24 protein-coding genes and 1 pseudogene are annotated in these 26702 nt (G+C 40.4%); 19 read left to right on the top strand and 6 right to left on the bottom strand.

Going from position 1 to position 26702, the window contains the following annotated elements; translation table 11 throughout:
- The first annotated feature begins 104 nt into the window (after window positions 1-104).
- The 11 genes from J3455_RS00895 (at window position 105) to J3455_RS00845 (ending at window position 14626) form a co-directional block, all read left to right on the top strand.
- Complete coding sequence (locus tag J3455_RS00895) at window positions 105-884, top strand: DUF2189 domain-containing protein (protein ID WP_130052445.1); 780 nt, start codon at window positions 105-107, stop codon at window positions 882-884.
- 289 nt (window positions 885-1173) lie between these two features.
- Window positions 1174-2283, top strand: a complete 1110-nt coding sequence (locus tag J3455_RS00890; protein ID WP_349560772.1) for an arginase family protein — start codon at window positions 1174-1176, stop codon at window positions 2281-2283.
- Window positions 2284-2407: 124 nt separating this feature from the next.
- On the top strand, window positions 2408-3100 hold the full coding sequence (locus tag J3455_RS00885; RefSeq protein WP_130052443.1) for a substrate-binding periplasmic protein: 693 nt from the start codon (window positions 2408-2410) through the stop codon (window positions 3098-3100).
- A gap of 139 nt (window positions 3101-3239) precedes the next feature.
- Complete coding sequence (gene paeA, locus J3455_RS00880) at window positions 3240-4532, top strand: polyamine export protein PaeA (RefSeq protein WP_130052442.1); 1293 nt, start codon at window positions 3240-3242, stop codon at window positions 4530-4532.
- A 78-nt stretch (window positions 4533-4610) separates the two neighbouring features.
- Complete coding sequence (locus J3455_RS00875) at window positions 4611-6290, top strand: cyanophycinase (RefSeq protein WP_349560771.1); 1680 nt, start codon at window positions 4611-4613, stop codon at window positions 6288-6290.
- An 87-nt stretch (window positions 6291-6377) separates the two neighbouring features.
- Window positions 6378-6791, top strand: coding sequence for a hypothetical protein (locus J3455_RS00870; protein ID WP_349560770.1), 414 nt, complete (start codon window positions 6378-6380; stop codon window positions 6789-6791).
- 71 nt (window positions 6792-6862) lie between these two features.
- On the top strand, window positions 6863-7960 hold the full coding sequence (locus tag J3455_RS00865) for a 6-phosphofructokinase (RefSeq protein ID WP_349560769.1): 1098 nt from the start codon (window positions 6863-6865) through the stop codon (window positions 7958-7960).
- 209 nt (window positions 7961-8169) lie between these two features.
- Window positions 8170-9333: an efflux RND transporter periplasmic adaptor subunit gene (locus tag J3455_RS00860; protein WP_349560768.1), complete on the top strand. Its 1164-nt coding sequence runs from the start codon at window positions 8170-8172 to the stop codon at window positions 9331-9333.
- Between the two features lie 12 nt (window positions 9334-9345).
- Window positions 9346-12477: an efflux RND transporter permease subunit gene (locus J3455_RS00855; protein WP_239977616.1), complete on the top strand. Its 3132-nt coding sequence runs from the start codon at window positions 9346-9348 to the stop codon at window positions 12475-12477.
- Complete coding sequence (locus J3455_RS00850) at window positions 12477-13880, top strand: efflux transporter outer membrane subunit (RefSeq protein WP_349560766.1); 1404 nt, start codon at window positions 12477-12479, stop codon at window positions 13878-13880. Before J3455_RS00855 ends, J3455_RS00850 begins: the two co-directional genes overlap by 1 nt.
- Window positions 13881-14008: 128 nt before the next feature.
- Window positions 14009-14626, top strand: a complete 618-nt coding sequence (locus tag J3455_RS00845; RefSeq protein ID WP_130052435.1) for a TetR/AcrR family transcriptional regulator — start codon at window positions 14009-14011, stop codon at window positions 14624-14626.
- Window positions 14627-14634: 8 nt separating this feature from the next.
- On the opposite strand, the gene J3455_RS00840 is transcribed toward J3455_RS00845, so the two are convergent.
- The gene (locus J3455_RS00840) at window positions 14635-15732 is read right to left on the bottom strand and encodes a HupE/UreJ family protein (protein WP_349560765.1); all 1098 of its coding nucleotides are present in this window, start codon (window positions 15730-15732) and stop codon (window positions 14635-14637) included.
- A gap of 178 nt (window positions 15733-15910) precedes the next feature.
- On the bottom strand, window positions 15911-16600 hold the full coding sequence (locus J3455_RS00835) for an anti-sigma factor (RefSeq protein WP_167657273.1): 690 nt from the start codon (window positions 16598-16600) through the stop codon (window positions 15911-15913).
- Between the two features lie 304 nt (window positions 16601-16904).
- Here J3455_RS00835 and J3455_RS00830 point away from each other — a divergent pair, with 304 nt between their 5' ends.
- Complete coding sequence (locus J3455_RS00830; RefSeq protein ID WP_130052432.1) at window positions 16905-18527, top strand: diacylglycerol kinase family protein; 1623 nt, start codon at window positions 16905-16907, stop codon at window positions 18525-18527.
- Window positions 18528-18533: 6 nt separating this feature from the next.
- On the opposite strand, the gene J3455_RS00825 is transcribed toward J3455_RS00830, so the two are convergent.
- Both J3455_RS00825 and J3455_RS00820 read right to left on the bottom strand, forming a co-directional pair.
- Window positions 18534-18800, bottom strand: coding sequence for a VF530 family protein (locus tag J3455_RS00825; protein ID WP_130052431.1), 267 nt, complete (start codon window positions 18798-18800; stop codon window positions 18534-18536).
- Between the two features lie 56 nt (window positions 18801-18856).
- Window positions 18857-19156 carry a DUF1496 domain-containing protein gene (locus J3455_RS00820; protein WP_167657275.1) on the bottom strand — a complete coding sequence of 100 codons (300 nt, stop codon included), beginning with the start codon at window positions 19154-19156 and terminating at the stop codon, window positions 18857-18859.
- A 77-nt stretch (window positions 19157-19233) separates the two neighbouring features.
- On the opposite strand from J3455_RS00820, the gene J3455_RS00815 reads away from it, so the two are divergent.
- Window positions 19234-19464, top strand: coding sequence for a TIGR02647 family protein (locus tag J3455_RS00815; protein ID WP_130052429.1), 231 nt, complete (start codon window positions 19234-19236; stop codon window positions 19462-19464).
- A 52-nt stretch (window positions 19465-19516) separates the two neighbouring features.
- On the opposite strand, the gene maiA is transcribed toward J3455_RS00815, so the two are convergent.
- Together maiA and hmgA are read right to left on the bottom strand one after the other, a co-directional pair.
- Window positions 19517-20146, bottom strand: a complete 630-nt coding sequence (gene maiA / locus J3455_RS00810) for a maleylacetoacetate isomerase (protein WP_167657277.1) — start codon at window positions 20144-20146, stop codon at window positions 19517-19519.
- The gene (gene hmgA, locus J3455_RS00805; protein WP_167657278.1) at window positions 20146-21450 is read right to left on the bottom strand and encodes a homogentisate 1,2-dioxygenase; all 1305 of its coding nucleotides are present in this window, start codon (window positions 21448-21450) and stop codon (window positions 20146-20148) included. The genes maiA and hmgA overlap by 1 nt, the downstream gene beginning before the upstream one ends.
- A gap of 103 nt (window positions 21451-21553) precedes the next feature.
- Here hmgA and J3455_RS00800 point away from each other — a divergent pair, with 103 nt between their 5' ends.
- The 6 genes and pseudogenes from J3455_RS00800 to J3455_RS19815 all read left to right on the top strand — a co-directional run bounded on the left by J3455_RS00800 (window position 21554) and on the right by J3455_RS19815 (window position 26478).
- A complete protein-coding gene (locus J3455_RS00800; protein WP_349560764.1) occupies window positions 21554-22009 on the top strand; it encodes a MarR family winged helix-turn-helix transcriptional regulator in 456 nt (151 codons plus the stop codon).
- Window positions 22010-22104: 95 nt separating this feature from the next.
- A complete protein-coding gene (locus J3455_RS00795) occupies window positions 22105-22917 on the top strand; it encodes a hypothetical protein (RefSeq protein ID WP_062565497.1) in 813 nt (270 codons plus the stop codon).
- Window positions 22917-23957, top strand: a complete 1041-nt coding sequence (locus J3455_RS00790; protein ID WP_130052424.1) for an extracellular solute-binding protein — start codon at window positions 22917-22919, stop codon at window positions 23955-23957. The genes J3455_RS00795 and J3455_RS00790 overlap by 1 nt, the downstream gene beginning before the upstream one ends.
- Window positions 23957-25456, top strand: coding sequence for an ABC transporter permease (locus tag J3455_RS00785; RefSeq protein WP_256854140.1), 1500 nt, complete (start codon window positions 23957-23959; stop codon window positions 25454-25456). Before J3455_RS00790 ends, J3455_RS00785 begins: the two co-directional genes overlap by 1 nt.
- Window positions 25457-25467: 11 nt before the next feature.
- Window positions 25468-25941, top strand: a pseudogene (locus tag J3455_RS19820) (ABC transporter ATP-binding protein); the annotation flags it as partial.
- A 30-nt stretch (window positions 25942-25971) separates the two neighbouring features.
- On the top strand, window positions 25972-26478 hold the full coding sequence (locus tag J3455_RS19815; protein ID WP_502935087.1) for a TOBE domain-containing protein: 507 nt from the start codon (window positions 25972-25974) through the stop codon (window positions 26476-26478).
- Window positions 26479-26702: the final 224 nt, after the last annotated feature.

The following is a 26702-nucleotide window of genomic DNA, read 5'->3' as shown; positions in this document are numbered from 1 at the left end:
TATGTGTTTAAAGTACAGGACAGATGTCCTATTAGATTACTAATGTTGCAAGAATTGCACAGATAACCTAAACCTAAAGAAGTAACGATAAAAGAGGATATATTATGCCTGCTTCATCTTCTATGAGTAAACACCATGAGTTTGCACGCTGTTTAGAAAGCTCGAAAATTTCAATCGGTGCGCCTTTTCACTGGTTGGCACTCGCATTTAAAGATATCGCTAATGCTCCCATACTAAGTCTAGTATACGGATTAGTATTTACCTTGATACCTGCGACTATCATGTATTTTGTTTATCAGTTTGATACACACTTAGTTATTTTACCTGCCGTAGTTGGCTTTGCACTAATAGGCCCTGCATTTGCCGCTGGTCTTTATGATGTTGCTTGGGAGCTTGAAAAAGGTCACAAGCCCACTTTAATGCACAGTCTTAAATCGATGTTCAGAAACCCTGCAGGTGAATGGGGCTTTGCCGTGTTGTTAATGGTGATTATGATTGTATGGATGCGTTTAGCAGCTCTTATTCATGCATTGTACCCGAACGTTGTTAACCCGACTTTTGAGCAGTTATCTGCATTCTTAACGCTCGGCAGTATTGTCGGCGGTATCTTGCTGGTGACTGTATTCGCTATTTCTGCATTTACCCCGCAAATTATGATGGAGCGCCGTGTTGATATTATGACTGCGGTAATTTCTTCTATGAACGCGGTTAAAACAAATTTTGGTGCCATGGTTGTTTGGGCTGGGTTAATTCTGTGCTTAGTGTTTGTAGGCTTTATTACTGGCACTGCTGGTTTTATTGTCATTATGCCTTTATTGAGCTACGCCAGCTGGCATGCGTATATTGCTGTTATCAAAACCAAGAAGCCAAGAGGCTATGAATAATGAGTATTCACTTCGCTTGAATATAAATCTATAGCGGCAATCGAGTAGGTTGCCGCAAAATTTGACTTTCTTTTCGCGCATGTTATACCTGCCCAAATACAGCGCTCTTATTTGACTAGAGCAGTTTAAATTCTTCTGCATTAAAATTATAACCTTTTAATTTCAGATAGTTATAAGTTTGGTTGGGCAAGTATTTGTTTAGCCTCAAAAATCTAAACGATACACAAACCTGATTGCGTAACTTTTTTTATTACGCATGAATATGCAGATAATGATCAGCGGAGTAGAGATGAGTAACACACAAAAAGCATTCCATGAAAAACTAAGTCAGTGTCTTTGTCCTCCTGGCGATGGCGTATTTACAGTCAATACAGCAAAAGAACGTAAAGATGCGCTGCGTACTAAATTATACGGCCAAACAGACAATGTTGATGTGCTTTGGAAAGAGTCACTTGAAACACTGACTGACTCTGAACACAAAGCCGTTATTTTAGGTATTAGCTCTGACTGTGGCGGTGGTATCTTACGTGGTGCTAATTGGGGACCATTGTTTTTGCGCTCTACTTTGATTGATCAACAACCTCAAGCTCGCGCTTTTGATTTGGGTGATGTACGTGTAATCCCGCATTTATTACATGATAAATACCTTAACGATGCGACTATCACAAACTGCCAAAAAGCGTTATATGCAGATGAAAACAGTGAATACCATGTATCACCTTTGTCTATCACCGAAGATGTTTGTGATGGCTTTTATGCAAACTATCCTGATAAGGGTATTTTTGGTATCGGTGGCGACCATTCAATTAGCTACCCGCTGACTAAAGCTTACTTAAAAGCAAAACGTGATGCAGGTAAACGCACCGCAATCATTCACTTTGATGCTCATACTGACTTATTAGTTGAACGTTTAGGTATCGATTTATGTTTTGGTTCATGGTGTACACATATCCTTGAGTATTTACCGGCGCCGCGTAATTTAATTCAATTTGGTATTCGCTCTAGTGGTAAGCCTAAGCAACATTGGGAAGACACTTTTGGTGTTAAACAACATTGGGCCCAAGAAATCATCGAACGTGGTGCTAAAGCAGTTGCTGAAGAGGTAATTGCACAACTTAAGGCTGATAATGTAGATGAGCTTTATGTAAGCTTTGATATTGATGCACTTGATGAAAGTTTTGCTTCAGCGACAGGGACACCAGAAGCGGGTGGCTTAACACCACAACATGCTTTAGATATTCTAGTTGCGTTGGCTGACGAGTTCCCAATTACTGGTGCTGACATGATGGAAATTGCGCCATTCACAGACAGCTCATTAATCGGTCAAACAAGTTCTGAAACAACACTTAGAGAAGGTGCTAAAATCTCAGCATTTTTGATTAATGCAATAAATAAGTAATTGACTCTAGGGCGGAAACACCCCGTTTCCGCTCATTCCTTTTTACTAAATAATATTTCAATATCTGCAACTTCGAGCTATATTATTATAAAAAATAATTATAATTTATTTGGTATCGCTCATTATGCGCACAATTCTAACCCTGTCATTGCTGCTATTTCTGCAACCTTGTTTTGCAGCAATTACAGTGGTGACCGAAAATTTCCCTAATTTTCAATACCTAAATGAAAACGGCGTATTAACTGGAACTGTGGTTGATCAAGTTAAATCAGGTCTAGAAAAAAGTGGATTGGATTATGAGCTTTCTGTAAACACTTGGTCAATTTCGTATAACGCAGCATTACGTGACAGCAATACCTGTATCTTTTCTATGGCAAGGCTTCCTTCACGTGAAGACAAATTTACTTGGATAGCCCGCATTGGTGGTTTTTCGGCGTCATTTTATTCTTTTAAATCTGAACAAGTAAAAATAGCTAATATTGATGAAGCTAAAAAATACCGAATTGCAGTTTTAAAAAATAACTATTCACACATATACTTAAAAGAGAATGGCTTTGATGAGCGCAATCAGCTGATCTTACTTGATAGTTTTGACAACATTTATGATGTGCTCAAAAGCAGACGCTCAAGTATAGATTTAGTCATCCTCAGCGATGAACAGTTTAAATATGAACGTGATGGCGATAACACGCTTGAAGATTTAAAACCGATATTAAAACTGCCCGTCGGAACACCTCAGTTATACTTCGCTTGCAATAAAAACATCAACCCTGTGACTCTTGAAAAATTAAACAAAGGCTTTGCTGCTAACGATTAAAAATAGCACTTGTTGAATGCTACAAAGTGGCTATAATCAGCTGCTTTTTGTCCATTCTCGCCAAACTCTAGCTAGCCTAAACGAGCAAAAAGTTGTTTGCATTCAACACTCTGAATGCGCTTAATTATTAGGAGCTACAATGAGTGATTTACTCATTATTATGATTTTAATTTTGATCAGTGCATTGTTTGCAATGAGCGAAATAGCGATTGCTGCATCTCGTAAGATCAAATTACGAGTTATGGTGGACGAAGGAAATAAAAAAGCCCAAGCAGTGCTTAGCTTACAAGAGCAACCTGGAGCATTTTTTGCGATGATACAAATAGCCTTAAATGCGATTGCGATTTTGGGGGGGATTGTTGGTGAGCAAGCATTATCTCCTTATATCGAACAAGTTTTAGGGATGATTTATCAAGGTCCGTTACTGAGCCAAGTTAGCTTTTTGATTTCGTTTTTTAGTATTACTTCTTTGTTTATCTTATTCGCTGACTTGTTACCAAAACGCTTAGCGATGATTATGCCTGAGGCGGTTGCTGTTAATGTGGTATCTATTATGCGCTGGGTTACTTTTGCGCTAACACCTTTTGTTGTTTTCTTTAATGGTATTACTAATTTGGTTTTGCGCGCGTTTAAAGTGCCTGCAGAGAGAGAAGATATCGTTACCACAGAAGACATCGTCGCGATGATGGATGCAGGGGCTGAGTACGGCAGCTTGCAGCAACAAGAATATGAGTTAATTGGCAATGTATTTGATTTAGAAGCCCGCTTTTTATCGAGTGTGATGACGCCTCGTGATCAAATTGTGTTTTTTGATGTCAAAGCAGATGCACAAGAAGTAGCAACCAAAATAATTGAGCACCCTCATAATCACTTTTTAGTGTGTGATGGCAGTTTAGATAAATTAATTGGTTCGGTTGAATCAAAAGATATTTTGCGCAAAGTACTAAAAGGACAAACTGCCGAAATAGATAATGAATTGATAAGCCGCGACATTTTCTACCTGCCAGAAACATTGAGTCTTTCAGAGGCGTTAAATACCTTTAAAAAAGCGGCAGAGCCGTTTGCCGTTGTGGTTAATGAATATGCGCTAATGGTCGGTATTGTCACTGTTAAAGATTTAATGAAAGGGTTCATGGGCGATTTAATTAGCCATCAAGGTGAAGAGTTAATTATTCAACGTGATAATTCATCCTGGTTAGTTGATGGTTTAACCCCAGTGGTAGAGCTTGCAAAGGTACTTGAAATTGAAGAGTTCCCAGAACAGTCTCATTACGAAACAGTCGCAGGATTTTTGATCTACACCATGAAACGCCTGCCAAAGCGTGCAGAGTTTATAAACTTTGCTGGCTATAAGTTTGAGGTTGTCGATGTTGAAGGGGTGAAAGTTGAGCAACTATTAGTATCTAGAATCACTAGCAATGAAGGCGCATAATGCGCCTCTATCTTTCATTTTCAGCAATCTAAAAAGTCGGTATACTTTTGTTTATTTTATACAGCTAAAAACCGATACATGCGCATTTTTAAAAAGTTATCCTTATTTTCTCGCAGTGCATTACTTGCAGGTACTGCGTTACTTCCGTCATTATGTTTTGCTGAGCCTGCAAATCAAACCTTAGTTATGGTTGGTAGTGACCTAGAAATCTGTTCAAGTAGCAAACCAAAGAATTGCTCAACAAAAGAAAGCATAATCGGTAAGCAAGAGAATGTTTTTAGCGTAACAAAACAATCAATTAAAAAAATTGACCAATTTTGGCCTAACAACAATACAAAGCACCGAGACCATGTTGTTGCTGTATTAAATAAATTAACACATAAAGAGTTCCAAAAAGTCAGTAAAGCAACTTTGTTATGGGCTTGGCGAGATCTAGATAATCAGGTGCTATCGTCTCTATCTGAAAGTGAATTTAATTACGTATTTGATATATTAGAAGTTGTTATTCTTAATAAACAAAAACAAAGAATTACAGAGCGAGTGTATAAAGACTTAACTACAGAAACCTCTACTTCAGATATTTTAGATTTTGTTGCTGCTTCATTAAAAACAACCACCAAATCACCAACAATTTTGGCTGTTACAGCCTCTAGCCGAGATCCATATGAATCAGCTGACTTTTATGAAGGGCTATTAAACTTTAAGGGGGTAGAATCAAGCTGGTTACCTCTAACCCCCGCCTTAGCAAAAGCGATTACGAGTAAGCAATGTGAAAGTTTGGATTCTTTACGCACTGACTCTATGGGGGTTTTTAACCGTGAGACAATTTACCCTGATCGAATTAAGGCCGAAAAAGCGCTTTGTGATAAAGGGGTAGATCATTTAGTTAAACTGATTGAAAACGCGACGGGGATGATGTTTAACGGTGGCGATCAGAGTTTAACCAGAAAAGTACTGTTTGATGATAACGGTAAGCAATATCCTTGGACTCACGCAATTTTACAAAGACCATTACTTGTTGGCACAAGTGCAGGCACTGCTGTGCAAAGTGGTGGTAAAAATGAATATGGTTCAGTGCCGATGATTTCAAATGGTACAAGTTTAGCGGCAATGAGAGAAGGCTCGTTTGCTGTTTCACCTCCAAGTGAGCGCTGTGAAAATGAGTGCAGTAATAAGCTTTCGTCTGATAGCCTAACTTATGAAAAACAAGGTGGGCTAGGTAGCTTTACGTACGGTGTTCTTGATACACACTTTAGCGAGCGCAACAGAACAATGCGTTTAGCTAGATTATTGGCAGATACAGGGCAAAAACATGGCTTTGGGGTTGATGAAACTACAGCGCTTGTATCAATACGAGCTGGTGGAACTTCCTTAATGACAGTGATTGGTAAAAGCGGTGTTGTGCATGTTCAATCAGACGCTAAAAATAGCGGAGCTATTAGTTATTGGCCTGTAGGTACGGTTATTGATGTAACAAAGGATGGCTTTAACTTAGCTAAACGAACTGTTGATAATGCACTCCCTAGTATTAAAATTCCGCCACTGCCGATGCAGCGTTTCGGCACCATATTTTCAGATGCTAAATTACGCTCGCTTGTACAAGCTATGTGTTTAACACAAGAGCAACAAGCAGTAGCACAGCATGACGAGTTTTTATTGGATTTAAATGCTACTGAAAGCACTCATTATTACCGTGTAAACACAAGTAGTACAGGCTGTGCGGTAGAAAACCTAGCCTTTAAAGTTAAGACATTTTAACAGTATAAGATACTGAAAAAGTAGTGGATTATTTGTTCATTATTAGTTAGCGTAAGACTAATAATGAACAAACCATGGAATGGAGTTATGAAATATAACGTACTACTTTTATCTATTTTTGGCTGTTTATTTGCCTATTTATCTATACCCGTTATTGGTTATGGATCAGCTATTGCGATTCCAACTGAAGTACTCTCAGCCCTTTATGACTTGTCACCTAACTTTGCTTTATCAATGGTTGATATCGTTACTTTAGGCCTTCCTTTATTAGCTTTACTTTTAGCGTTTTTACTTATTAGTAAGTCGCTGTATCTTAGAGACAAAGCGTATTCATATTTTATATTGCTGACACCATTTTTAGCGCTGCATTTATATTTTGCTGTTAACACCTTTTCTGCAAATATTGATAACACCACTTTACTGACTAGTTTGCCTAAGTATGTATTACTAGTGCTTTTTGTGGCGCTGTTTTCTACACATAAAAAACCGCGTTTTAGTTGATGTAAGTCATACGCGAAAGTTCAATATATAAGCTAATCTGTAATTAATCAGTGAACGAAGTTGGTAACACGATGAAAAAATTACTGCTATTAACAAGTGGGGGTGATTGCCCTGGGCTTAATGGAGTGATCAGAGCGGTGGTTAAAGCAGCCGAACATGATGGCAATTGGCAGGTGTATGGTAGCCGAAGAGCATATTGTGGTGTGCTTGAAAAACCAAATGATATTATACACTTAACTAGTGAAGTGGTGGCTGGTATTCATGTTCGAGGTGGAACAATTCTAGAAACAGTTAATAAAGGTAATCCAACTGCATTTCCTGCTGAAATAGCAGGTGAACAAGTGTTTATTGACCGCTCTGATGAGTTAATCAGTATTATTAAGCAACTTGGTTTTGATGCCGTTATTAATATTGGTGGTGATGGTTCACACAGAGTATCTCAGCATCTATTTGAGCATGGCTTAAATATTGTCGGCGTGCCAAAAACCATTGATAATGATTTATATGGCACTGATTACACAATAGGTTTTCAGACTGCTGTCGACACCGCCACAGAAGCCATTGATCGATTAATACCAACAGCACAAAGTCACAACCGGGTGATTGTAACTGAAGTCATGGGTCGCGATGCAGGTTGGATTTGTTTGCATTCAGCAATTGCAGCAGGCGCTGAAGTAGCCCTTATTCCAGAAATTCCTTACGATATTGAAGCGATTAAAGCAAAACTTAAATCACGTTTTGACAAAGGGCATGGATTTGCCAACATCGTAATTTCAGAGGGGGCTAAACCACTTGCTGGCAGTGTAGTGAGTAAACAATCAAATGAGTTTGGTTATGAAAACCCAATTCTTGGTGGTATTGCAGAGCATTTGGCTTCACAAATACGAGTCGCACTTGATCTAGATGTGAGAGTGACAGTACTAGGCCATATTCAACGCGGTGGTACACCTAATGCGTTCGATAGAGTATTAGCAGCCGAATTTGGTGTGCAAGCATTCGAGCTTGTAAAACATGGCCGATTTGGTTTTATTCCTGTCAGTAAAGACGGAGAAATTAAACCAATCAGTTTAAAAGAAGCTACCTCTGAATATCGTGTTATTCCTTTAGAACACTCGTTAATTTCAAGCGCTCGAGCAATGGGTATGTGCTTAGGCGAAGAGCTCAGTTAATCAAGCGAATTTACTATAACTGATAGTTTTAAAACGATTTTTTTAACAAGCTATCAGTTATAATATCAAACCTTCTATTCGTTTTATTTCTTTTGAACAAAACATGCTTTACAGCAAGTTATTTATTTAATGTAAAGTTATTTAAATATGGTTGATCTGTGCCTTTTTTAGTTTAGAATGATCGTTCACTCTAAACTAAGGAAATACACATGCAGCGCTCTCGCATTCCATTTTTTGCAGTGTCAGCTTTGGCTGGTGCTGTTTTATTATCAGGCTGCGGCCAATCAGAATCGGCTCAAGGGCAAACGCAGGCAGCTCAAGCTGTACCTGTTGGCGTTATTGAGATGCAAAGCAAACCTCTTACGCTAACTAAAGAATTACCAGGTCGTGTTGCTGCTTCACGTATCGCGCAAATTCGTCCTCAGGTTAACGGTATTATCCAGTCGCGTATGTTCGTTGAAGGTGCTGAAGTTGAAAAGGGCCAAGCCTTATATCAAATTGATCCGTCTACATTTGAAGCTGAAGTAGCTACCAGTAAAGCTGCTATTTCTAAAGCTCAAGCAAGTATTGCTAATGCCAAAGCAAAAGCTGAACGTTACAAAGAGTTGTTGAGTATCAAAGCTGTAAGCCAACAAGATTATGATGAAGCCGATGCTGCATATAAAGGTGCAAAAGCAGACTTACTAACAGCTCAGGCGCAGCTTAAAACAGCTGAAATTAACTTGAACTATAGCAAAGTATTAGCACCAATTAGCGGCCAAATTGGCAAATCAGATGTAACAGCAGGTGCCCTAGTTAGCGCTAATCAAGCAACTGCGTTAGCAACAATTACTCAGCTAGATCCTATTTATGTTGATTTAACTCAATCGAGCAGTGAATTAACACGTTTGAAAAAAGCGATCGCTGCCGGTGAGCTTGATAAAGATGCTGCTTTACATTCAAAAGTTGAATTAAAGATGGAAGATGGCAGCACTTATCAACATAAAGGCACGTTACAATTCTCAGAAGTAACGGTTGACCCAAGCACTGGCTCAGTCACCTTACGTGCTGAATTTCCTAATCCTGAAAAATTACTTCTGCCTGGTATGTATGTTCGAGCAGTGATTGTTGAAGGTGTCAAAAATGATGCGATTTTAGCACCACAGCGCGGTGTCAGTAGAAATACCAAAGGTGAGCCTACTGCCATGGTTGTAAGCAAAGACAACACCGTAGAAGCACGCGTGCTTAAAACTGATCGTACTGTTGGTTCAAACTGGTTAGTGACAGACGGCCTAAACAATGGCGATAAGTTGATTGTTGAAGGTTTACAGAAAATCCGCCCAGGTGCACCAGTCAATGCAATGCCTGCAGAATCAGCAGCTAACAGCCAGTAACGGAGAAACTTAATGTCACGATTTTTTATTGATCGGCCCATATTTGCATGGGTACTTGCTATCGTAGTTATGCTGGCAGGTATCTTAGCAATTAGAAGTTTGCCAGTTGCGCAATATCCATCAATTGCACCGCCTGCAATTAGTATTCAAGCCTCATACCCTGGTGCGTCGGCCCGTACTCTAGAAGATACGGTTACACAGGTTATTGAACAAAAAATGAAAGGGCTAGATGGCTTGCTCTACATGTCGTCAACGTCAGAATCTAATGGCTCAGCTACTCTAACGTTAACCTTTACTGCGGATACAGACCCAGATATCGCACAGGTTCAAGTACAAAACAAGCTGTCGTTGGCAACACCGTTATTACCAGAAGAAGTACAACGTCAAGGTGTATCCGTTGCTAAATCTGCACGCAACTTCCTAATGGTTGTAGGATTTGTTTCTGAAGACGGTAGTATGAATAACATCGATATCGGTGATTATGTTTCATCAAATGTGCTTGATATTATCTCTCGGGTTAACGGTGTCGGGGAAGTACAGCTGTTTGGTTCTCAGTATGCAATGCGTATTTGGTTAGACCCAGCTAAATTACTCAAGTACTCGTTAACTCCTGCTGATATTAGTGCAGCAATCAGTGCCCAAAATGCACAGGTTTCGGCAGGTCAACTGGGTGCCTTGCCAGCAGTGAGTGGCCAGCAACTTAATGCGACAGTGACTGCACAAAGCCGTTTACAAACACCTGAGCAATTTAGAAATATCTTTGTAAAAACTAATACTGATGGTTCAGTTGTTCGTTTAAGTGACGTTGCAGATGTTGAACTAGGTGGTGAAAACTACGGTGTTGTAGCTCGTTTTAACGGTAAACCAGCATCAGGCTTAGGCGTTAAGCTTGCCAGCGGTGCTAATGCACTTGATACAGCAGATGGCGTAAAAGCTGCACTTGCAGAGCTTGAGCCTTTCTTCCCTGAAGGCTTAAAAACGGTTGTTCCCTACGATACAACGCCATTCGTATCACTTTCAATTGAGAAAGTAGTCAGTACGCTGATTGAAGCTGTTGTGCTGGTGTTCTTGGTAATGTACTTATTCTTACAGAACTTCAGAGCAACACTTATTCCTACTATTGCAGTGCCTGTGGTACTGCTAGGTACGTTTGCTATCTTACAGGTTTTTGGCTTCTCTATTAATACCTTAACTATGTTTGCTATGGTGCTTGCCATTGGTCTACTGGTAGATGATGCAATCGTCGTCGTTGAAAACGTTGAACGTGTAATGACCGAAGAGAACTTGTCTCCACTTGAAGCAACACGTAAATCAATGGACGAAATCAAAGGTGCGCTTGTTGGTATTGCGATGGTGCTCTCAGCAGTATTTGTGCCTATGGCGTTCTTCCCAGGCTCAACCGGTGTTATTTATCGTCAGTTCTCAATTACCTTGGTCACAGCGATGAGCTTATCAGTACTGGTTGCATTGATTTTAACGCCAGCGCTTTGTGCGACCATCTTAAAACCAAGCCATGTTCACAATAATAAATCATTTATTGGTCGTTTCTTCCTTGGTTTTAACCGTGGTTTTGATAAAACAAACTCGGGTGCGCAAGGTTTTGTGTCTCGCATGATCAAACACAGTAAACGCTATTTACTTATTTACGGTTTAATCGTGGGTGGCATGGTGTTTATTTTCTCACAACTACCATCGGCATTCTTACCAGATGAAGACCAAGGTATTTTGTTTAACCAAGTAAGCCTACCTGCAGGTGCGACAACAGAGCAAACCTTAAAAGTTGTTGAAAAGATGGAACACCACTTCTTAGAAGATCAATCAGAAGCGGTTAAATCTATCTTTACGGTAACAGGTTTTAGCTTTGCAGGTTCGGGTCAAAACGCGGCAATCGGTTTTGTTGGTTTAAAACATTGGGATGAGCGTCAGCGCCCAGATCTATCAGTGGGGGCGGTTGCTGGTAAAGCCATGGGGTACTTCTCAACGATTAAAGAAGCATTCGTGTTTGCTTTTCCACCACCAGCTGTTGTCGAGCTTGGCACTGCAAATGGTTTTACATTATACCTTCAAGACCGAGTTGGCTTAGGTCACGAGAAATTACTTGAAGCACGAAATATGTTTTTAGGTATGGCTGCGCAAAACCCAGTGCTATCAGGTGTACGTCCTAATGGTCAAGAAGATAAACCAGAGCTTGAGCTTGATATAGATTTAGCGAAAGCAGAAGCGTTAGGTCTTACTCAAGCAGACATTAATAACACGTTATCGACGGCCTGGGGTAGTAGCTATGTAAATGACTTTATTGACCGTGGTCGCGTGAAAAAAGTGTACCTACAAGGCACACCTGAATCGCGCATGGTGCCAGAAGACTTAGACAAGTGGTATGTACGTAATGCAAATGGTGACATGGTACCATTTACTGCGTTTGCTCATTCATATTGGACTTATGGCTCACCGCGTCTTGAGCGCTATAATGGCTTCTCTGCGATGGAAATTCAAGGTGCTGCAGCGCCGGGTTACAGTACTGGCCAAGCGATGACCGAAGTTGAAAAAATGGTTAAGAAGTTACCGCCTGGTGTGTCGTTCGAATGGACAGGTATTTCATATGAAGAACGTTTAAGTGGTGGTCAAGCACCATTACTTTATGCACTTTCATTGCTGGTTGTATTCTTATGTCTAGCGGCGTTATACGAGAGCTGGTCAGTCCCTGCGGCGGTTATGCTGATTGTACCACTAGGGGTATTTGGTGCTTCGATTGCCTCATTTGTATTTAACTTATCAAATGATATTTATCTACAAGTTGGTCTATTAACCACTATTGGTCTTGCATCAAAAAATGCCATCTTGATTGTAGAGTTTGCTATTCATAAAATGGATGAAGGTATGAAGCTTGTCGATGCAGCAGTGGCAGCCATTCGCCTGCGTTTACGTCCAATCTTTATGACATCAATGGCATTTGTGTGTGGTGTACTACCTCTTGCAATTGCATCAAGTGCAGGTTCAGGTGCACAAAATGCGCTAGGTATTGCTGTTATTGGCGGTACACTCGCGTCATCGACCATAGTTGTGTTGTTTGTGCCATTGTTTTTTGTACTAGTGCGTCGTGTATTCCCAGGCAAAACAAAGTCAAACAATGAGGAGCAGGCATAATGAAAGTAAAACTTATCTCAGTGTCTGTTGCTGCACTTATGTTATCTGCCTGTAATATGGCGCCAGATATGGAGCAACGTGAATTACCCGTTGCACAAAACTATGATATCCAAGGTACAGCAGGTGATATAAATGCACTAAATTGGCAGTCATTTTTCAGTAATACGCAACTTCAACAGTTGATTGAGCTAACACTTGAAAACAACAAAGACATCAAAACTGCTGCACTAAATGTGCAGCAGGTAAGAGCAATGTACCAGATTGAAGATTCAGCGTTATACCCAAGCATTGATCTAAATGCGTCGGGTACGCGTCAGCGTCTTCCTGCTGATTTATCTGGTACTGGCCAAGCAACTATTTCTGAAAATTATTCAGCTACAGTTGGCTTAACTGCTTATGAAATTGACCTTTGGGGTAAAGTACGTAACCAATCTGAACAAGCTTTACAAAACCTCTATGCAGCTGAATATAGTTTAACCAGTGTGCGCATTAGTTTGATTTCAGAATTAGTGAATGCATGGCTTAACTGTGCGACGGACAAAGAGCTGTTGGCGCTCGCCAACGAGACTTTAAAGTCTCAGCAAGAGTCTTTAGAGCTAACTCGTAAAACATTTGCTCTTGGCGCTGCTTCTCAGTTAACGCTATCACAACTTGAGAGTACTGTGGCAACGGCTAAGGTCGATATTGCGAATTATCAGCGCTTGTTAAAGCGCGATAAAAATGCGCTCGACTTTTTAGTGGGTAAAACCGTCACTGCGGATTTATTACCAACTGAAAGTATAGATGATGTACTGAGCTTACCAGATGTGCCGGTTGGTTTGCCGTCAGAACTGCTTACTCAACGACCAGATATTAAGGCTGCTGAGCATGATTTACTTGCAGCCAATGCAAATATTGGGGTGGCAAAAGCGGCATTCTATCCAAGCATCAGTTTAACCGCGAATGCGGGTACGGCTTCTGCTGACTTAAGTAATCTTTTTGATTCAGGTTCAGGCACATGGAGTTTTGTACCATCTATCAATTTGCCTATTTTTAACATGGGCCGCAACCAAGCCAACCTTGATGTTGCACAATCTCAGCAAGAAATAGCACTAACCAGCTATGAGCAAACCATACAGCAAGCATTCAAAGAAGTCTCTGATGCCCTTGCTGATCGTGAAGGTTATAGGCATCAGTTAGATGCCCTCAATGACTTGTATCAAAGTAATGAGCTATCTTTTACTTTATCGGATGCTCGTTTTCAAAAGGGCGCAGACAGTTACTTGCAAGTATTGGACGCACAACGAAATTGGTACAGTGCTGGGCAACAGTTAATATTGGGTAAGCAAGCGTATCTGGCGAGCCAAATTCATTTGTATAAAGCACTCGGTGGCGGCTGGAATGCACAAAAAGCTGTGCAATAAATCTGCAAAAGCATAATTTATTTAAGGTTTTGCAGGTTCTTAGTTGTTTTGACTCTCCGCAAAGATTAAGATCCTGTAAACCTTGTTTAAATTAAAGTTAACTGTAGTCAGTAAAGCTTGGAGAAACCATGACGCAAAAAACGAAAAGACACAATGACCCTGCTCTTGCCGAAGCAAGACGTAATCAAGTGCTCTGTGCCGCGGCTGATTGTTTTCGACGTAAGGGCTACCATGGCGCAGGAATGGCGGAAATTTCTAAAACCGCAGGCATGAGCGCTGGCCATATCTATAATTACTTCGCCAGCAAAGAGGCAATTATAGAATCAATTGTCGAACGTGACATGGAAGAAATGTTTTCAATCTTTAAAGAGTTTGCTGATAAACCTGGCGATCGTGTCACTGTATTGCTTGATGGCCTGGGTAGAGGTGTTGAACGTCATACCGATTTAAATCAAGGTGCTCTTGATTTAGAAATGCTCGCAGAAGCTGCACGCAATGAAAAAGTGGCTAACTTATTACGTGAGTCAGATAGCCATGCTCGTGATTCTATGCGTGACTTATTAGTTGGTGACAGAGGGCCTTTACAAGGGACGGCACTTGATGAAGTGAATGCTCGTATTGAAGTTATGTTTTCTGTGATGGGCGGCCTTTTACTGCGTAAAATGCTCAACCCTGACCTCGATACTGATGAGTTACTAAAAGCTCTTCGCCCCGCAATGAAAACTCTATTGTTACCATTTGAATAGAGCGCTCATTAAAAGCGCTCTATAGACCATTGGATTGCCATAATTGCAATTAGCACTGATCCTGCTGGCATAATGGCTTTTTTATACCAGGGATTATTTCTAAGCAGCATTAGTAGCGGTAAACAAATGGCTAAAATAACGAGTTGACCTATCTCAACCCCTAAATTAAACGCTAAAATACTCATTAGCTGGTATTCATTCGATAAGCCAAGCTCACCTAATACACTCGCAAATCCCATACCATGCAATAGACCAAAGCAGAAGGTGATCCAACCTAAACGTACAATCACCGGCCAGATGTTATTAACGGCAGCAAATAAAACTGAAAGCGCGATACCTAATTCTACCCAACGTGTGTTTGGCGATATGATATTCATTGCAGTTGCTGTGAGGGTCATTGAGTGAGCAAGCGTAAACGCAGTGATGATCCACGCTGTATCGACAAGGATTTGTTTTTTTGACTCGACACGTTGCCACTCACCTTGCTTACGCACCAATACACAGCCCAGCAATAGAGCGATTAAAAACAAAATATGATCTGTGCCCATCCAAATATGTAATATGCCTTGCTGTACATATTCAACAAATGTTGTGATAAAGCTTTGCTCTTTAAAGTTGATAACTTGTTTTGGCGTGTTTTCTGTAAACACGCGGCTTGAGTTAGCAATAGCAGCAATTGCTTGATGATGCTCATCTAATTCAAACAAGGCAGTGTAATTAATCGTTATTGAACTATCAGAAGGGCAATCTACTTGTAGTGGCACATGAATGTACGATTGATTAAAGTGGTTATTCACGCTGAGCTCACCTTCAAAAGCGATCTTGCAGCTTAGTTGTTGCTGTAAAACAATCAAATGGCTATTTAGATAGTTAAAAATTGCTTGCTGCTGAGAGGTAATTTCATGCCATGCAATTACATTATCCTGATTTTTATCGAAGTTTACTGCTTTATCGAGATCAGTCACAGAGGCTTGCCAAGAGCCAGTTAATGAAAGTGTATGACTCGTTTGTTGTTCTAAAGTAAGGTAAGCGGTGCTTTGCTGGTGGGCATAACTGGTAAAACTAAAAATCAATAGAAATAGCGTAAACAACAACGACTTTTTCATTTTTATTCCTGAGATAATACAGGCGGGCAAGTCTTATGCTCGAATGACCGCATTTATTTAAGATAAGTAAAAAGGGGCTGTTACTATAGCAAGTACAAAGGTTTAACGGCTAGGTCATCTGTCTTAGAAATAGTGGCTTTGCTCGTGTTTTAATAATGAATCTTTAGGCTGTGTATGGTTAATTAACGTTAAGTTTAGCTGTATAAATAATTTCACTTGGGGAGCCTGATTGTGAACCGCCAGTCGGCTCGCGGCTTATTGCTAGCAACGCAATATTTTGCGGTTTAAATAATGCATTGCGGGCAATTTCTTTGCTATCTGTTTTTGGTAATAAAACAATAGGAATAGCGTTGGGGTAGCCTTTTAAACGGATCCATAACTGGTAGTCATAATCAGTTTGTATACTCATATCACTAGCCGCTTTAAGTAAAATACTGTGATCGCTTATATCTAAATTCCAAAGAGGCTTATTTGATGAATCATAAAATGTAACTGAATGACTGATTTTATCGCTAAATGACTCTTGCGGTTGCCAAGTAATCAAAACCAATACAACGCACGCCGCAGAGGCAATAGCAGCCCAAGCATTAAAAATTACAAAGTTAAAGCCTTTTGCTTTCTTTTCTGCCGGTAAAAGTATCGGGTCAATTCTTTTTGATATTTTATCCCATACTTGTTGATCGGGTGGGTTAGATTCAATCGCGTTTTCTAAATTTTTTATATACCTTTGCCATAATGAGGTTGCGTAGCGAGCTCTTGGTGAGGTTCGCATTAAGCGGCTAAATCTATCTCGGGCATGGCCATGTAATGTGCCTAGAACGTATTCTGCTGCAAGAAAATTAAGTAGCGTGTGGTCATCGTATTTCATAACGAATTAGGCTCAGGATTGATTTAAGTTTTTAAAATAAGCTTCACTAAATATAAATGTCTAGTGTGCTTAACTTTAATTTTAGACTATTAGAGAAAGCCAGCCTTAAAATTTATGATATTTTGCGTATGTAAATAATTGTAAGTTATTCAAAAAGTTGTGAAAAAATGTCCTAAACTTAAAGGGTAAGTTTTCAGTTTGAATCTAAGTCATTGATTTTAAAAAGCCAATAGTGTTTAACAAGTAGATTTAACTGGAGTGAAATTTGCATTGTTCTATTCAATTAGAATAACAAGGAGTGATTATGTGGGCAGCTTTTAGTTACTTGGCACTAGCGATTGTATTTATAATTGCGGCTATTATGGTTGAAACTGTGTATTTTGCGCTGTTCTTTTATTGGACTGCTCTGTCGTTGCTTTTAGTTAGCGGCGCTTACTTTTTTAATATCGCACGTATTTTCAGAAAACGAGAAAACGGAGTGATACCCATCTACATCCGTTGGGCATTTATTCCCTTTTTGTTGGGAGCACAACTTTATAACGCATGGTCGAGAAAGCACGACAAAGTTCCGCCACTACAACAAATTAATGAACATTTATTTTTAGCCTGTCGGTTATTTCCTTCAGATATAGACTCAATGAAAGAAATGGGTATTACGGCTATTTTAGATGTAACATGCGAATTTGATGGCCTTGAATGGTCTTCAACACAAGAGAATATTCGTTATTTAAATATTCCTGTACTTGATCACAGCGTACCTACTCGTGCCCAATTACATCAAGCCATTAATTGGATTGACCATCAAGTAAAAGCAGATAGACGTGTCGTTGTGCATTGTGCACTGGGTCGAGGACGCTCAGTATTTGTAATGGCAGCTTACTTACTTAGCCAAAATAAAGATGCAGACGTACATCAAATTCTCGCACAAATTAAAGAGACTCGACAAACAGCCAATCTAAATAAGCGTCAGCTGCGTCATCTTGTTCGCCGACATCGCTCTGGTGACTTATTAATAAAGAATAAAGCCGTACTTATAGCTAACCCAGTATCAGGCACAAAGCTTTGGGAATCAAAACGTAAGCAAATAACATCACGCTTATCTGAGTATTACGATTTAACCGTTTATACAACTTCAGAAGAAGTCGATGGTACTCAACTAGCAAAAGAAGCCCTAGAGTTAAGCCCTGATGTGGTTATTGCTTGTGGTGGTGATGGTACAGTAACTGAAGTTGCAAGTGTGCTTGTTAATACTGATTGTAAACTAGGCATTATTCCTTTGGGTACTGCTAATGCGCTTGCCCATGTTTTAATGGGTATTAAGTCTAAACTTATACCAGTAGAGCAGGCTTGTGAGCTCATTATTGAAGGTCAAGATAGTCGTATTGATACTGCAGTTTGTAATGGCGAGCGTATGTTGTTACTAGTTGGCATCGGTTTTGAACAAAAGATGATCGAAAAAGCGCATCGAGATGCAAAAAATGAGTCAGGTCAACTGGCTTATTTACAGGGCTTTTGGCAAGCATTAGGCGAGCATGAAGCGCAAGACTACGATGTTACCATTGACGACAACGAGCTGAAAACCATTAATACTACAAGTTTAATCATTGCCAATGCCGCGCCATTTACCACGTTACTTGCTCAATCTGCTGGGCAGCCAGATCATCAAGATGGTTTACTTGATGTAAACTGGTTAACACCCAGTGCCGACTCTAAAGCGAGTACTTTAAGCATCGCAGAGTTAGTGTTCTCAAGTATAACTCAAACTAGTTTCGCAATTAATAGTCATCACACAAATGCTAAACGAGTGACTGTGAGCGCAGAAGGTGGCTTGAGCTACGTGATTGATGGTGAGGTAAAAACAGCGGATAAACTAGATGTTGAGATATCACCGAAATCGCTTTCGGTGATTGTAGCTGCTGAAGATTAGCAATGATTACTTTTTAATGCTTTTCCACTGGAAAGAGCCATCATCGGCATGGTCACTATTGATAATGGTATCAATATATAACTGTTCTACTTTTTCACGTGCCCAAGGGGTCTTTCGTAAAAATTTAAGACTCGACTTTACACTTGGGTCATTTTGAAAGCAGCGTACATCGACGTGCGCTGCCATCCCGTCCCAACCAAGTTTTTCTACCAGTTTAGTAACAATGTCAGCTAATTTAACGCCATGTAATGGATTGTTTGGTTGATTGTCCATGATAAATCTTAGGTTATTTGCAACCGCGCAATAGTAACCTATATGCTGGTTTTAAGCTAATTGACATGAATCGTTTTAGCTTGTTTCGGATAAATAATCTCGCCATTAGCATTAAGTCTTAGCCAAGCTAAATCACTGTTTGAAAAATTAGGCTGTTTGGCGGTGCATATTAACGTAATGTCACCAACAGAAATATAAGCACCTTCGGTATAGCGTTTATTTTCATACCAACAGACTTTTTGGTTGTTCAATGCTTCTTGACCGTCGAGCACAATCACTGGATTTTCCTTTGCTAGTGCTTTATTTAAAAATACTAAAATAAACAAAGTGCTTAACAGTAAAATTTTCTTTAACAAAATACCTCTCCCGTTGGGCAGATTTGTATAACTACACTAAGCTTATGACAAGGAATAAATAATAAAAAGGTGAACACATGCAATTTGATAAAAATATGATCGACGAACTAACCCTACTTGCAAAATTTCCTCGTAATTCACAAATGCAGGGAATTAAAATTCACTCCGATGCCGAAAGTTCAATTAGAGATGCAGCACAACGTCTTTATGATAAGGGCATTACTGACAGCCCAGATGGAGGCTACTTAACTGATTTGGGACTCGATTTAATTAACCATGTGAGTGTGATTAACTCAGCGCTTAGATAACAAAAATACAGGCCCGAAGTGTTCGGGCCTTTTTCATGAATAACCGAAAAGCTTAAATTGCATCCGGCTGATTTTGTGGTGCAGCATCAATAAATGCATCAAGCTTATTACATTGCTCATAAACTGCGGCAATTTTAGGGTACTTACTCATATCAACCTTAAAGCGCAGAGCATTAAATACTTGCGGCACTAAGCACACATCAGCAAGCGTTGGTTTGTTGCCCACACAAAAGGTGTTCGCTTCATTGAGAAGTTTTTCGATACTCTCAAAACCAACTTCTACCCAATGTTTATACCAGGTGGTTTTTGCCTCTTCGTCAACACCAAGATCGTTAGCTAAGTACTTTAATACGCGCAAATTATCGATAGGGTGGATATCACATGCTACGGCATAACATAAATTGCGTATTTGAGCTTTTTGCCAAGCATCTCCAGTTAAAAGAGGTGTTTCAGGGTGGGCTTCTTCAAGCCATTCTAAAATAGCCAGTGATTGCGCAAGTACACCTTGTTCAGTTTCAAGTGCTGGCAATAATCCTTGAGGGTTTTTTGCTAGATACTCGTCGCTTTGCTGCTCTGATTTTAATAAATTTACAGTCACCAACTCGTGATCAATATTCTTTAAATTAAGAGCAATGCGTACTCGGTATGCAGCTGATGAACGAAAATAGCTATAAAGTTTCATTATGCGTCCTGTTTACCAGTGAAATATTTTTTAATCGTGCGCCAACAGTCTGTGTAGTTAGGCTGACGCTCTTTGCCTTCAAGGGCATATTTAGTTGGTGAAATAACGTAACGCGATTCGAACATAAATGCCAAGGTGTTTTCGTAACGTTGTGGTTCAAGCTCAGCATTTGATGCCTTTTCAAACACATCGGCTTCAGGACCATGTGGCGACATGCAATTATGTAAGCTAGAACCGCCTGGTACAAAGCCATGCTCTTTAGCATCGTAAACGCCTTCAATTAAGCCCATAAATTCACTCATAATATTACGGTGGTAATAAGGTGGGCGGAATGTGTTTTCAGCCACCATCCAACGCGGAGGGAAGATAGCAAAGTCGATATTAGCAACCCCTTCTGTTCCCGATGGTGATGTTAATACGGTGAAGATTGATGGATCAGGGTGATCGTAACTTACAGTATTCATTACATTGAATCTTGCAAGGTCATACTTATAAGGGGCGCTATTACCTGTCCAAGCTACGACATCTAAAGGAGAGTGACCAATATCACAGCGGAACATATTGCCGTTGAATTTAGCAACCAGTTCGAAATCACCTTCAATATCTTCATAAGCTGCTACAGGGTAGTGGAAGTCACGATCATTTGCATAACCGTTTGCACCTACAGGGCCGCGCTCAGGTAAAATATAAGCATGTCCGTAGTTTTCGCAAATATAGCCACGGGCTGTATCAGTAAGCAAATCAACAGCAAATTTAATCCCTCGAGGAATAACAGCAATTTCACCAGCACGAACGGTTAGTTTACCGCACTCTGTTCTTAGTAACAGTTCACCTTGTTGCGGTACAAACAGCATTTCACCATCAGCATTATAAAAGTAACGGTTTTGCATTGATTTATTAGCGACATAGATATGAATACCAATACCTGTTTGTGCATTGGCACTGCCGTTGGCAGCCATAGTGACTAAACCATCAATAAAATCAGTTGGCTCTGCTGGAATTTCAATTGGATCCCAACGTAGCATTGTCGGTGGTGTTGGCACTTCTGTTATAGGTGCTGTACGAATAAGGCCATTGTCGATTGGCGTATAATCACCTTGTACTACTGATGGGCGAATGCGGTAAAACCAAGTACGTCGGTTATCCGCACGAGGCGCTGTAAATGCAGTTGTGCTGAACTGCTCTGCATATAAATCGTATTTTACTTTTTGTGGGCTGAATTGACCGATAGGTAATGCACCGGGTAATGCTTCGGTTTCAAATTCATTACCAAAGCCTGTCATATATTGTAATTCGTTATTCATCACTAGACTCCTGAAAGGTTTTAGGTAAGATACTCTCATGTGAGACTAAATTCAAACCGCATTGAATTTGCTTGTGTAAATATTTTTTGACAGTAGTGTAACCATGACAATAGATAAACAGCCAACGCTCGATTTACAGCAGTTTTTACCTTACTCATTAACCAATATTGCAATGCAGATGAGTGAGCAATTTAGTAAGCTATATCAAAAGCAGTTTGATTTAACCGTGCCACAATGGCGAGTAGTCGCGAATCTTGCTCAATACGGTGAATGCACTGCTAAACAGTTGTGTGATATGGCACAAATGGATAAATCAACGGTGTCCCGTGCAGTAAAGTCGTTATTAACAAGAAACCTTATTGCAGCAAAAGCGAACCCAACAGATAAACGCGCAAACCTGTTATCGTTATCAGAGGCAGGAGTAGGTTTGCATAAACAAATTGTTCCACTAGCAAATGAGTGGCAATCAAGTTTAGTCAGTGGCTTAGATAGCCAAGAAATTAAACAATTTATGAACACTCTTAGTAAGCTTTCCAGTCACTTAAATAAAAATGTGTAAATCTGTAATCAAGGCTTTATAGCAATTGATTTAGACAATCGATACGTATATGATAATGGCTATCATTTACAATTAGAAACTTGGATGTCCCCCCTATGAAATTAGCGTTAAACACCGTTAAAACACTAGGTCTTAGCCTAGTATTAGCATCTACTTTTATTGCCCAACCTGTATTGGCAAATGGTCCAATTGGTGAGCACGTTAATCATCTAAAAGAAAATTTAAAAGATTACTCAGAAGACGTTGAGTGGATGATCGGTAAAGTTGACACCATGGTTACCGATTATGAAACAAAAGGCGCAAAAGCGGTTAAAAGCGATGATTTAATTGAATACTGGGAGTCAGTTAAGTTTCACAGTGCAATTGAAACTAATTATGTGCCGGTTTATGCATCAATCTGGCAAGGTATTTATGGTATCAAAATGGCCATTGATGACAAAAAGCCAGCAAGCGAAGTTCGTGAGCACCAAAAGGCCTTAAATGCTGCCTTGTGGCAGGGTCTTGGAGCTGTTAAACTTGCTGCCGATTTTCAGCAAAAAGGCTTATTAAAAGCTGTAAAAGCAACTGCTTCTGAGACAATGACGCAAAGCGCTACTATCGATGAGATTAAACACAAATTAGATCGTGTTGTTGCAAAATATGCAGAACGTTTAAGCGATGAAGCAACACAAATCGTACACGATACTTACCTTCATTTATTCGAGGGTGTTGAAGGTACACTTATTGAAAAAGATGCGAAGTTAGTAGAAGTTCTCGAAAAAGATTTTAATGTAACCCTGCCAAAAGCTATTTCTGATAAAGGGTCTGTTGACCAAGTACGTGCAGTGGTTGTTGATATGCAAGAAAAACTAGATCGCGCTAAGGTGTTACTAGAAGAAGCCGAAAAAGCACGTAAGGATGTATTTTAGTGAAGCGTAGGACCTTTATTCAAGGCCTGGCTGCGTTTGGGGTAGTGGGCGCAATGCCACTACCTCTTTCTCGTGCCTTTGCAGCCTCTGCTGCAAGCCCAATTTCAGTGAAAGACTTACCAGCCCTTGAGGGTGACCTAACATTATATTTAGGCCGTGGTGAAGGTGGTTTGTACGAAAACGTACTGCAATCAATTCAAAAGAAAAACCCAAAACTTAATTTAGCTATTCGACGAGGGCCAACTGCTGCATTAGCCAACATGATTGTGGCTGAAGCGAAAGCAGGTGTAAAACGTGCTGATTTATTTTGGGCGGTTGACTCAGGTGCTATTGGCTTAGTAACAGACGCGGGTCTAGCTAAACCTTTACCATCTGACTTAGTAGCGCAGTTACAGCCGCAGTTTCGTTATCCTGGCTGGGCACCAGTGACAGGCCGTATTCGTACATTGCCTTATAACACTAAGCGTCTAAGCAAAGAGCAGATCCCAGATAGTATAATGGCAATTGCTGACAGTGATTTATCAATTGGTTGGGCACCTGCTTACGCATCTTTCCAATCATTCGTGACGGCAATGCGCATACTTGAGGGGGATGATAAAACAGCTAAATGGCTTAAAAAAGTTCAAAAACGCTCTAAAAATTATGCTGGTGAACTCGGTGTCGTCATGGCTGTTGAACGTGGCGAAGTGGATATTGGCTTTGCTAACCATTATTACACATTACGCCTTAAGGCAGGTAAACCGGATGCTAACCTTGATCTTGCTTTTACAAATCAAGATGCAGGTTGTTTAGTTAATGCATCGGGTGTCTTATCGCTGACAGATAATCCTAATGCAATGAATTTTATGCGTTACTTACTAAGTTCAGAAGTACAAAGTTACTTAGCTCGTGAAGCATATGAAATCCCATTGATCCAAGGTATTGACCAGCCAGCTGGGCTACCTGCGTTAACTGATATTTCACCTCCGAAAATCGATTTAACTCAATTGGCAGATTTAAGGCCAACTCTCGACCTTATGCGCAGTAGCGGTGTTTTATAATGCGCATACCTGCTTCTTATCCCATGGCGCTGCTTGCAGCGCTTTTGGCATTAGTGCCAGTATATATTTTAATCACTTTAGCCAGTGATGCGGCTGCTGTTTTTGATAGTCATAATTTAAAAATTCTTGGTAACACCTTATCACTTATGGTGTTAACGGTAATAGGCTCTATTTTAATTGGCGTGCCTCTGGCGTTTATTAGTGCTTATGTTCAACTTCCATTTAAAAAGCTTTGGCTTGTTCTGTTTGCAGCTCCGCTTGCAATCCCAAGCTATATTGGTGCGTTTACTTTGTATGCTGCATTTGGTCCCGGCGGTGAGATAAATCAGCTGTTGGGCTTTGAAACGCCCCCTATGTATGGGTTAACTGGTGCTGCCATTGTAATGACGCTATATACGTTTCCGTTTGTAATGCTTACAACGCGTTCGTCTTTACTGAGCCTTGATGCGAGCATGGTTAATGCCGCGCGTACATTAGGTATGTCGATGCCGATGAGTGTATTTAAAGTAATACTGCCACGCGTAATAAATGGGATAGCTGCGGGTTCATTATTGGTTGCACTTTATACTTTATCAGATTTTGGTACACCAGCTATGATGCGTTTAGATACCTTTACTCGTGTAATCTATGTTGAATATAACGCATTCGGTTTAAGCCGCGCAGCTATGTTGTCGCTACAATTAATGGTGATAGTTGGCTTTTTACTGTTCATTGAGTCACAAATTAAAACAGCATCTGAGCGCCATGGCAGACCGCTGATGTTATTCCCATCTAACGGTCAAAAATTAGCAATGCTGGTGACTTTTTTGCCTGTTTTGTTACTTGCGATTTGTTTGCCGTTAGCCATTTTTACCCTTTGGCTTGCCCGTGATGGTGTTGCTGATTTTGATTTTAGCATAGCTTGGAATTCGGCTTATGCGTCTGGTATTGCAGCTACTGTGGCTGTTGTTGTTGCAGTACCTGTAGCCCATGCTGCATTAAGTGGCAAAGTAGGGCGTATTATGGAACGGGTAACTTATTTTGGTTTTGGTATTCCGGGTATCGTGATGGGTACTGCTCTTGTGTATGGTGGCCTGCAATTGCCGCTTCTATACCAAACTTTAGCCTTATTAGTGATTGCCTACGTATTGCGTTTTTTACCGCTGGCGGTTGGTTCTGTGCGTACCAGTACTGAACATTTAGATTCCAGCTTAATCAAATCAGCACGCGTTCTGGGGGCAAGCCCTCGCGAAGCATTTATGCGTATTACCTTGCCTTTAACAATGCGCGGTATCATTGCCGGTGCCGCCTTGGTATTTTTAGAATCAATGCGAGAACTTGAAGCTACGTTGTTACTTGGTCCTACAGGGTTCGAAACCCTATCAACCTATTTATGGCGTGTTTATGAAGCCGGTTACTTTGGTCGTGCTGCAATACCTGGCTTATTGTTGGTAGTGATATCAGCATGTGGCTTAGCTATAATGCTCTCAGGTGAAAAACGCAGTCAATTAGAACATTAAGGATCAGTTTAATGCTATCAGTTAGTAAGCTGTCTATCGATTATGGTAGCAATCGTGTGGTAAGTGAACTTAACTTATCACTTGGGGAAAGTGAGATCCTCATGCTAGTTGGTCCAACTGGCTGTGGTAAAAGTACAATTTTACAAGCGTTAGCTGGGCTAATTCCCATTAGCGAAGGTGAAATTAATTTAGGCTCATGGCGAGCAACGCCAAAGTTAAAAGTACCACCTGAAAAGCGAAAAGTAGGTATGGTATTTCAAGACTTTGCGCTATTTCCGCACTTAACGGTACAGCAAAATATTTGTTTTAGATTGACTGATACCTCAAAAGCAGATCATTGGATTAAGCTACTGGGTCTTGAAGCTTTTCGAAATAAAAAGCCAGCTACATTATCAGGCGGTCAAAAACAGCGCGTAGCGCTTGCTCGTACGCTTGCCCATGATCCTGAGTTTGTATTACTAGATGAACCCTTATCTAACCTTGATGCAGCTTTAAAAGATACCCTTCGTTGGGATATCCGTAATGCATTAAAAGATGCTGGTGTACCTGCAATTTGGGTAACCCACGACCAAGAAGAAGCTTTATCTGTTGGTGACCGTGTCGGCGTACTTAAAGAAGGTATTATTCAACAAATTGACACCCCTGAGCGTTGTTTTAGTTTACCAAGCAATCGCTTTGTTGCGCGCTTTTTAGGTGAAGCAAGTTTTATCTCTGGCCATTGTGAAGGTGATATCGCCACAACTGATTTAGGTAATGCGCCAGCTATTAAAGTAGACCATAATGCAGCAAAGGTTGATGTATTACTTCGCCCCGATGATGTTCACCTTATTCAAAATGCGAGTACTAGCAATGGTAAAGTGACGTGGGTCCGTTACGAAGGTGGCAGCCGCTTATGCGCTGTTAAATTAGCGTGTGATACAGTAGTGACAAGCCGAGTGAGTCATGAGGTGGTGGTGCGCCCAGGTGATGCAGTTCATGTTTCTATCAATACAACACACCCACTTGCGGTTTACGCAGCTTAAATAAAAGTATCTGTGCAGGTCTCACTGGCCTGCATTTTTTAGAAAGCTTTCAGCCCTCAGCTGTCAGCCATCAAACGTGAGTAAAATCAGCTACCTAGCAACTTGCTTACTTTCCTCTTAAAGCTCGTAACTACTATTTTTCCCTGCTAACGCCAGTCCTACGAAATAATTTATCAGGTATTAGGATTTAGGCACTAGGTTTCAGATACAAGGACGAGATGTAA

The organism is Pseudoalteromonas sp. NFXS39 (genome assembly GCF_040148775.1).
In the GTDB taxonomy this organism is placed as follows: Bacteria; Pseudomonadota; Gammaproteobacteria; order Enterobacterales; family Alteromonadaceae; genus Pseudoalteromonas; species Pseudoalteromonas apostichopi.
Note: the sequence above shows the minus strand (reverse complement) of the source record. Positions and strands in the feature narration are given on the sequence as shown.

Coding starts and splice junctions, on each gene's coding strand:
- J3455_RS00895 (WP_130052445.1), top strand. CDS start 105: ATGCCTGCTTCATCTTCTATGAGTAAACACCATGAGTTTGCACGCTGT.
- J3455_RS00890 (WP_349560772.1), top strand. CDS start 1,174: ATGAGTAACACACAAAAAGCATTCCATGAAAAACTAAGTCAGTGTCTT.
- J3455_RS00885 (WP_130052443.1), top strand. CDS start 2,408: ATGCGCACAATTCTAACCCTGTCATTGCTGCTATTTCTGCAACCTTGT.
- paeA (WP_130052442.1), top strand. CDS start 3,240: ATGAGTGATTTACTCATTATTATGATTTTAATTTTGATCAGTGCATTG.
- J3455_RS00875 (WP_349560771.1), top strand. CDS start 4,611: ATGCGCATTTTTAAAAAGTTATCCTTATTTTCTCGCAGTGCATTACTT.
- J3455_RS00870 (WP_349560770.1), top strand. CDS start 6,378: ATGAAATATAACGTACTACTTTTATCTATTTTTGGCTGTTTATTTGCC.
- J3455_RS00865 (WP_349560769.1), top strand. CDS start 6,863: ATGAAAAAATTACTGCTATTAACAAGTGGGGGTGATTGCCCTGGGCTT.
- J3455_RS00860 (WP_349560768.1), top strand. CDS start 8,170: ATGCAGCGCTCTCGCATTCCATTTTTTGCAGTGTCAGCTTTGGCTGGT.
- J3455_RS00855 (WP_239977616.1), top strand. CDS start 9,346: ATGTCACGATTTTTTATTGATCGGCCCATATTTGCATGGGTACTTGCT.
- J3455_RS00850 (WP_349560766.1), top strand. CDS start 12,477: ATGAAAGTAAAACTTATCTCAGTGTCTGTTGCTGCACTTATGTTATCT.
- J3455_RS00845 (WP_130052435.1), top strand. CDS start 14,009: ATGACGCAAAAAACGAAAAGACACAATGACCCTGCTCTTGCCGAAGCA.
- J3455_RS00840 (WP_349560765.1), bottom strand. CDS start 15,732: ATGAAAAAGTCGTTGTTGTTTACGCTATTTCTATTGATTTTTAGTTTT.
- J3455_RS00835 (WP_167657273.1), bottom strand. CDS start 16,600: ATGAAATACGATGACCACACGCTACTTAATTTTCTTGCAGCAGAATAC.
- J3455_RS00830 (WP_130052432.1), top strand. CDS start 16,905: ATGTGGGCAGCTTTTAGTTACTTGGCACTAGCGATTGTATTTATAATT.
- J3455_RS00825 (WP_130052431.1), bottom strand. CDS start 18,800: ATGGACAATCAACCAAACAATCCATTACATGGCGTTAAATTAGCTGAC.
- J3455_RS00815 (WP_130052429.1), top strand. CDS start 19,234: ATGCAATTTGATAAAAATATGATCGACGAACTAACCCTACTTGCAAAA.
- maiA (WP_167657277.1), bottom strand. CDS start 20,146: ATGAAACTTTATAGCTATTTTCGTTCATCAGCTGCATACCGAGTACGC.
- hmgA (WP_167657278.1), bottom strand. CDS start 21,450: ATGAATAACGAATTACAATATATGACAGGCTTTGGTAATGAATTTGAA.
- J3455_RS00800 (WP_349560764.1), top strand. CDS start 21,554: ATGACAATAGATAAACAGCCAACGCTCGATTTACAGCAGTTTTTACCT.
- J3455_RS00795 (WP_062565497.1), top strand. CDS start 22,105: ATGAAATTAGCGTTAAACACCGTTAAAACACTAGGTCTTAGCCTAGTA.
- J3455_RS00785 (WP_256854140.1), top strand. CDS start 23,957: ATGCGCATACCTGCTTCTTATCCCATGGCGCTGCTTGCAGCGCTTTTG.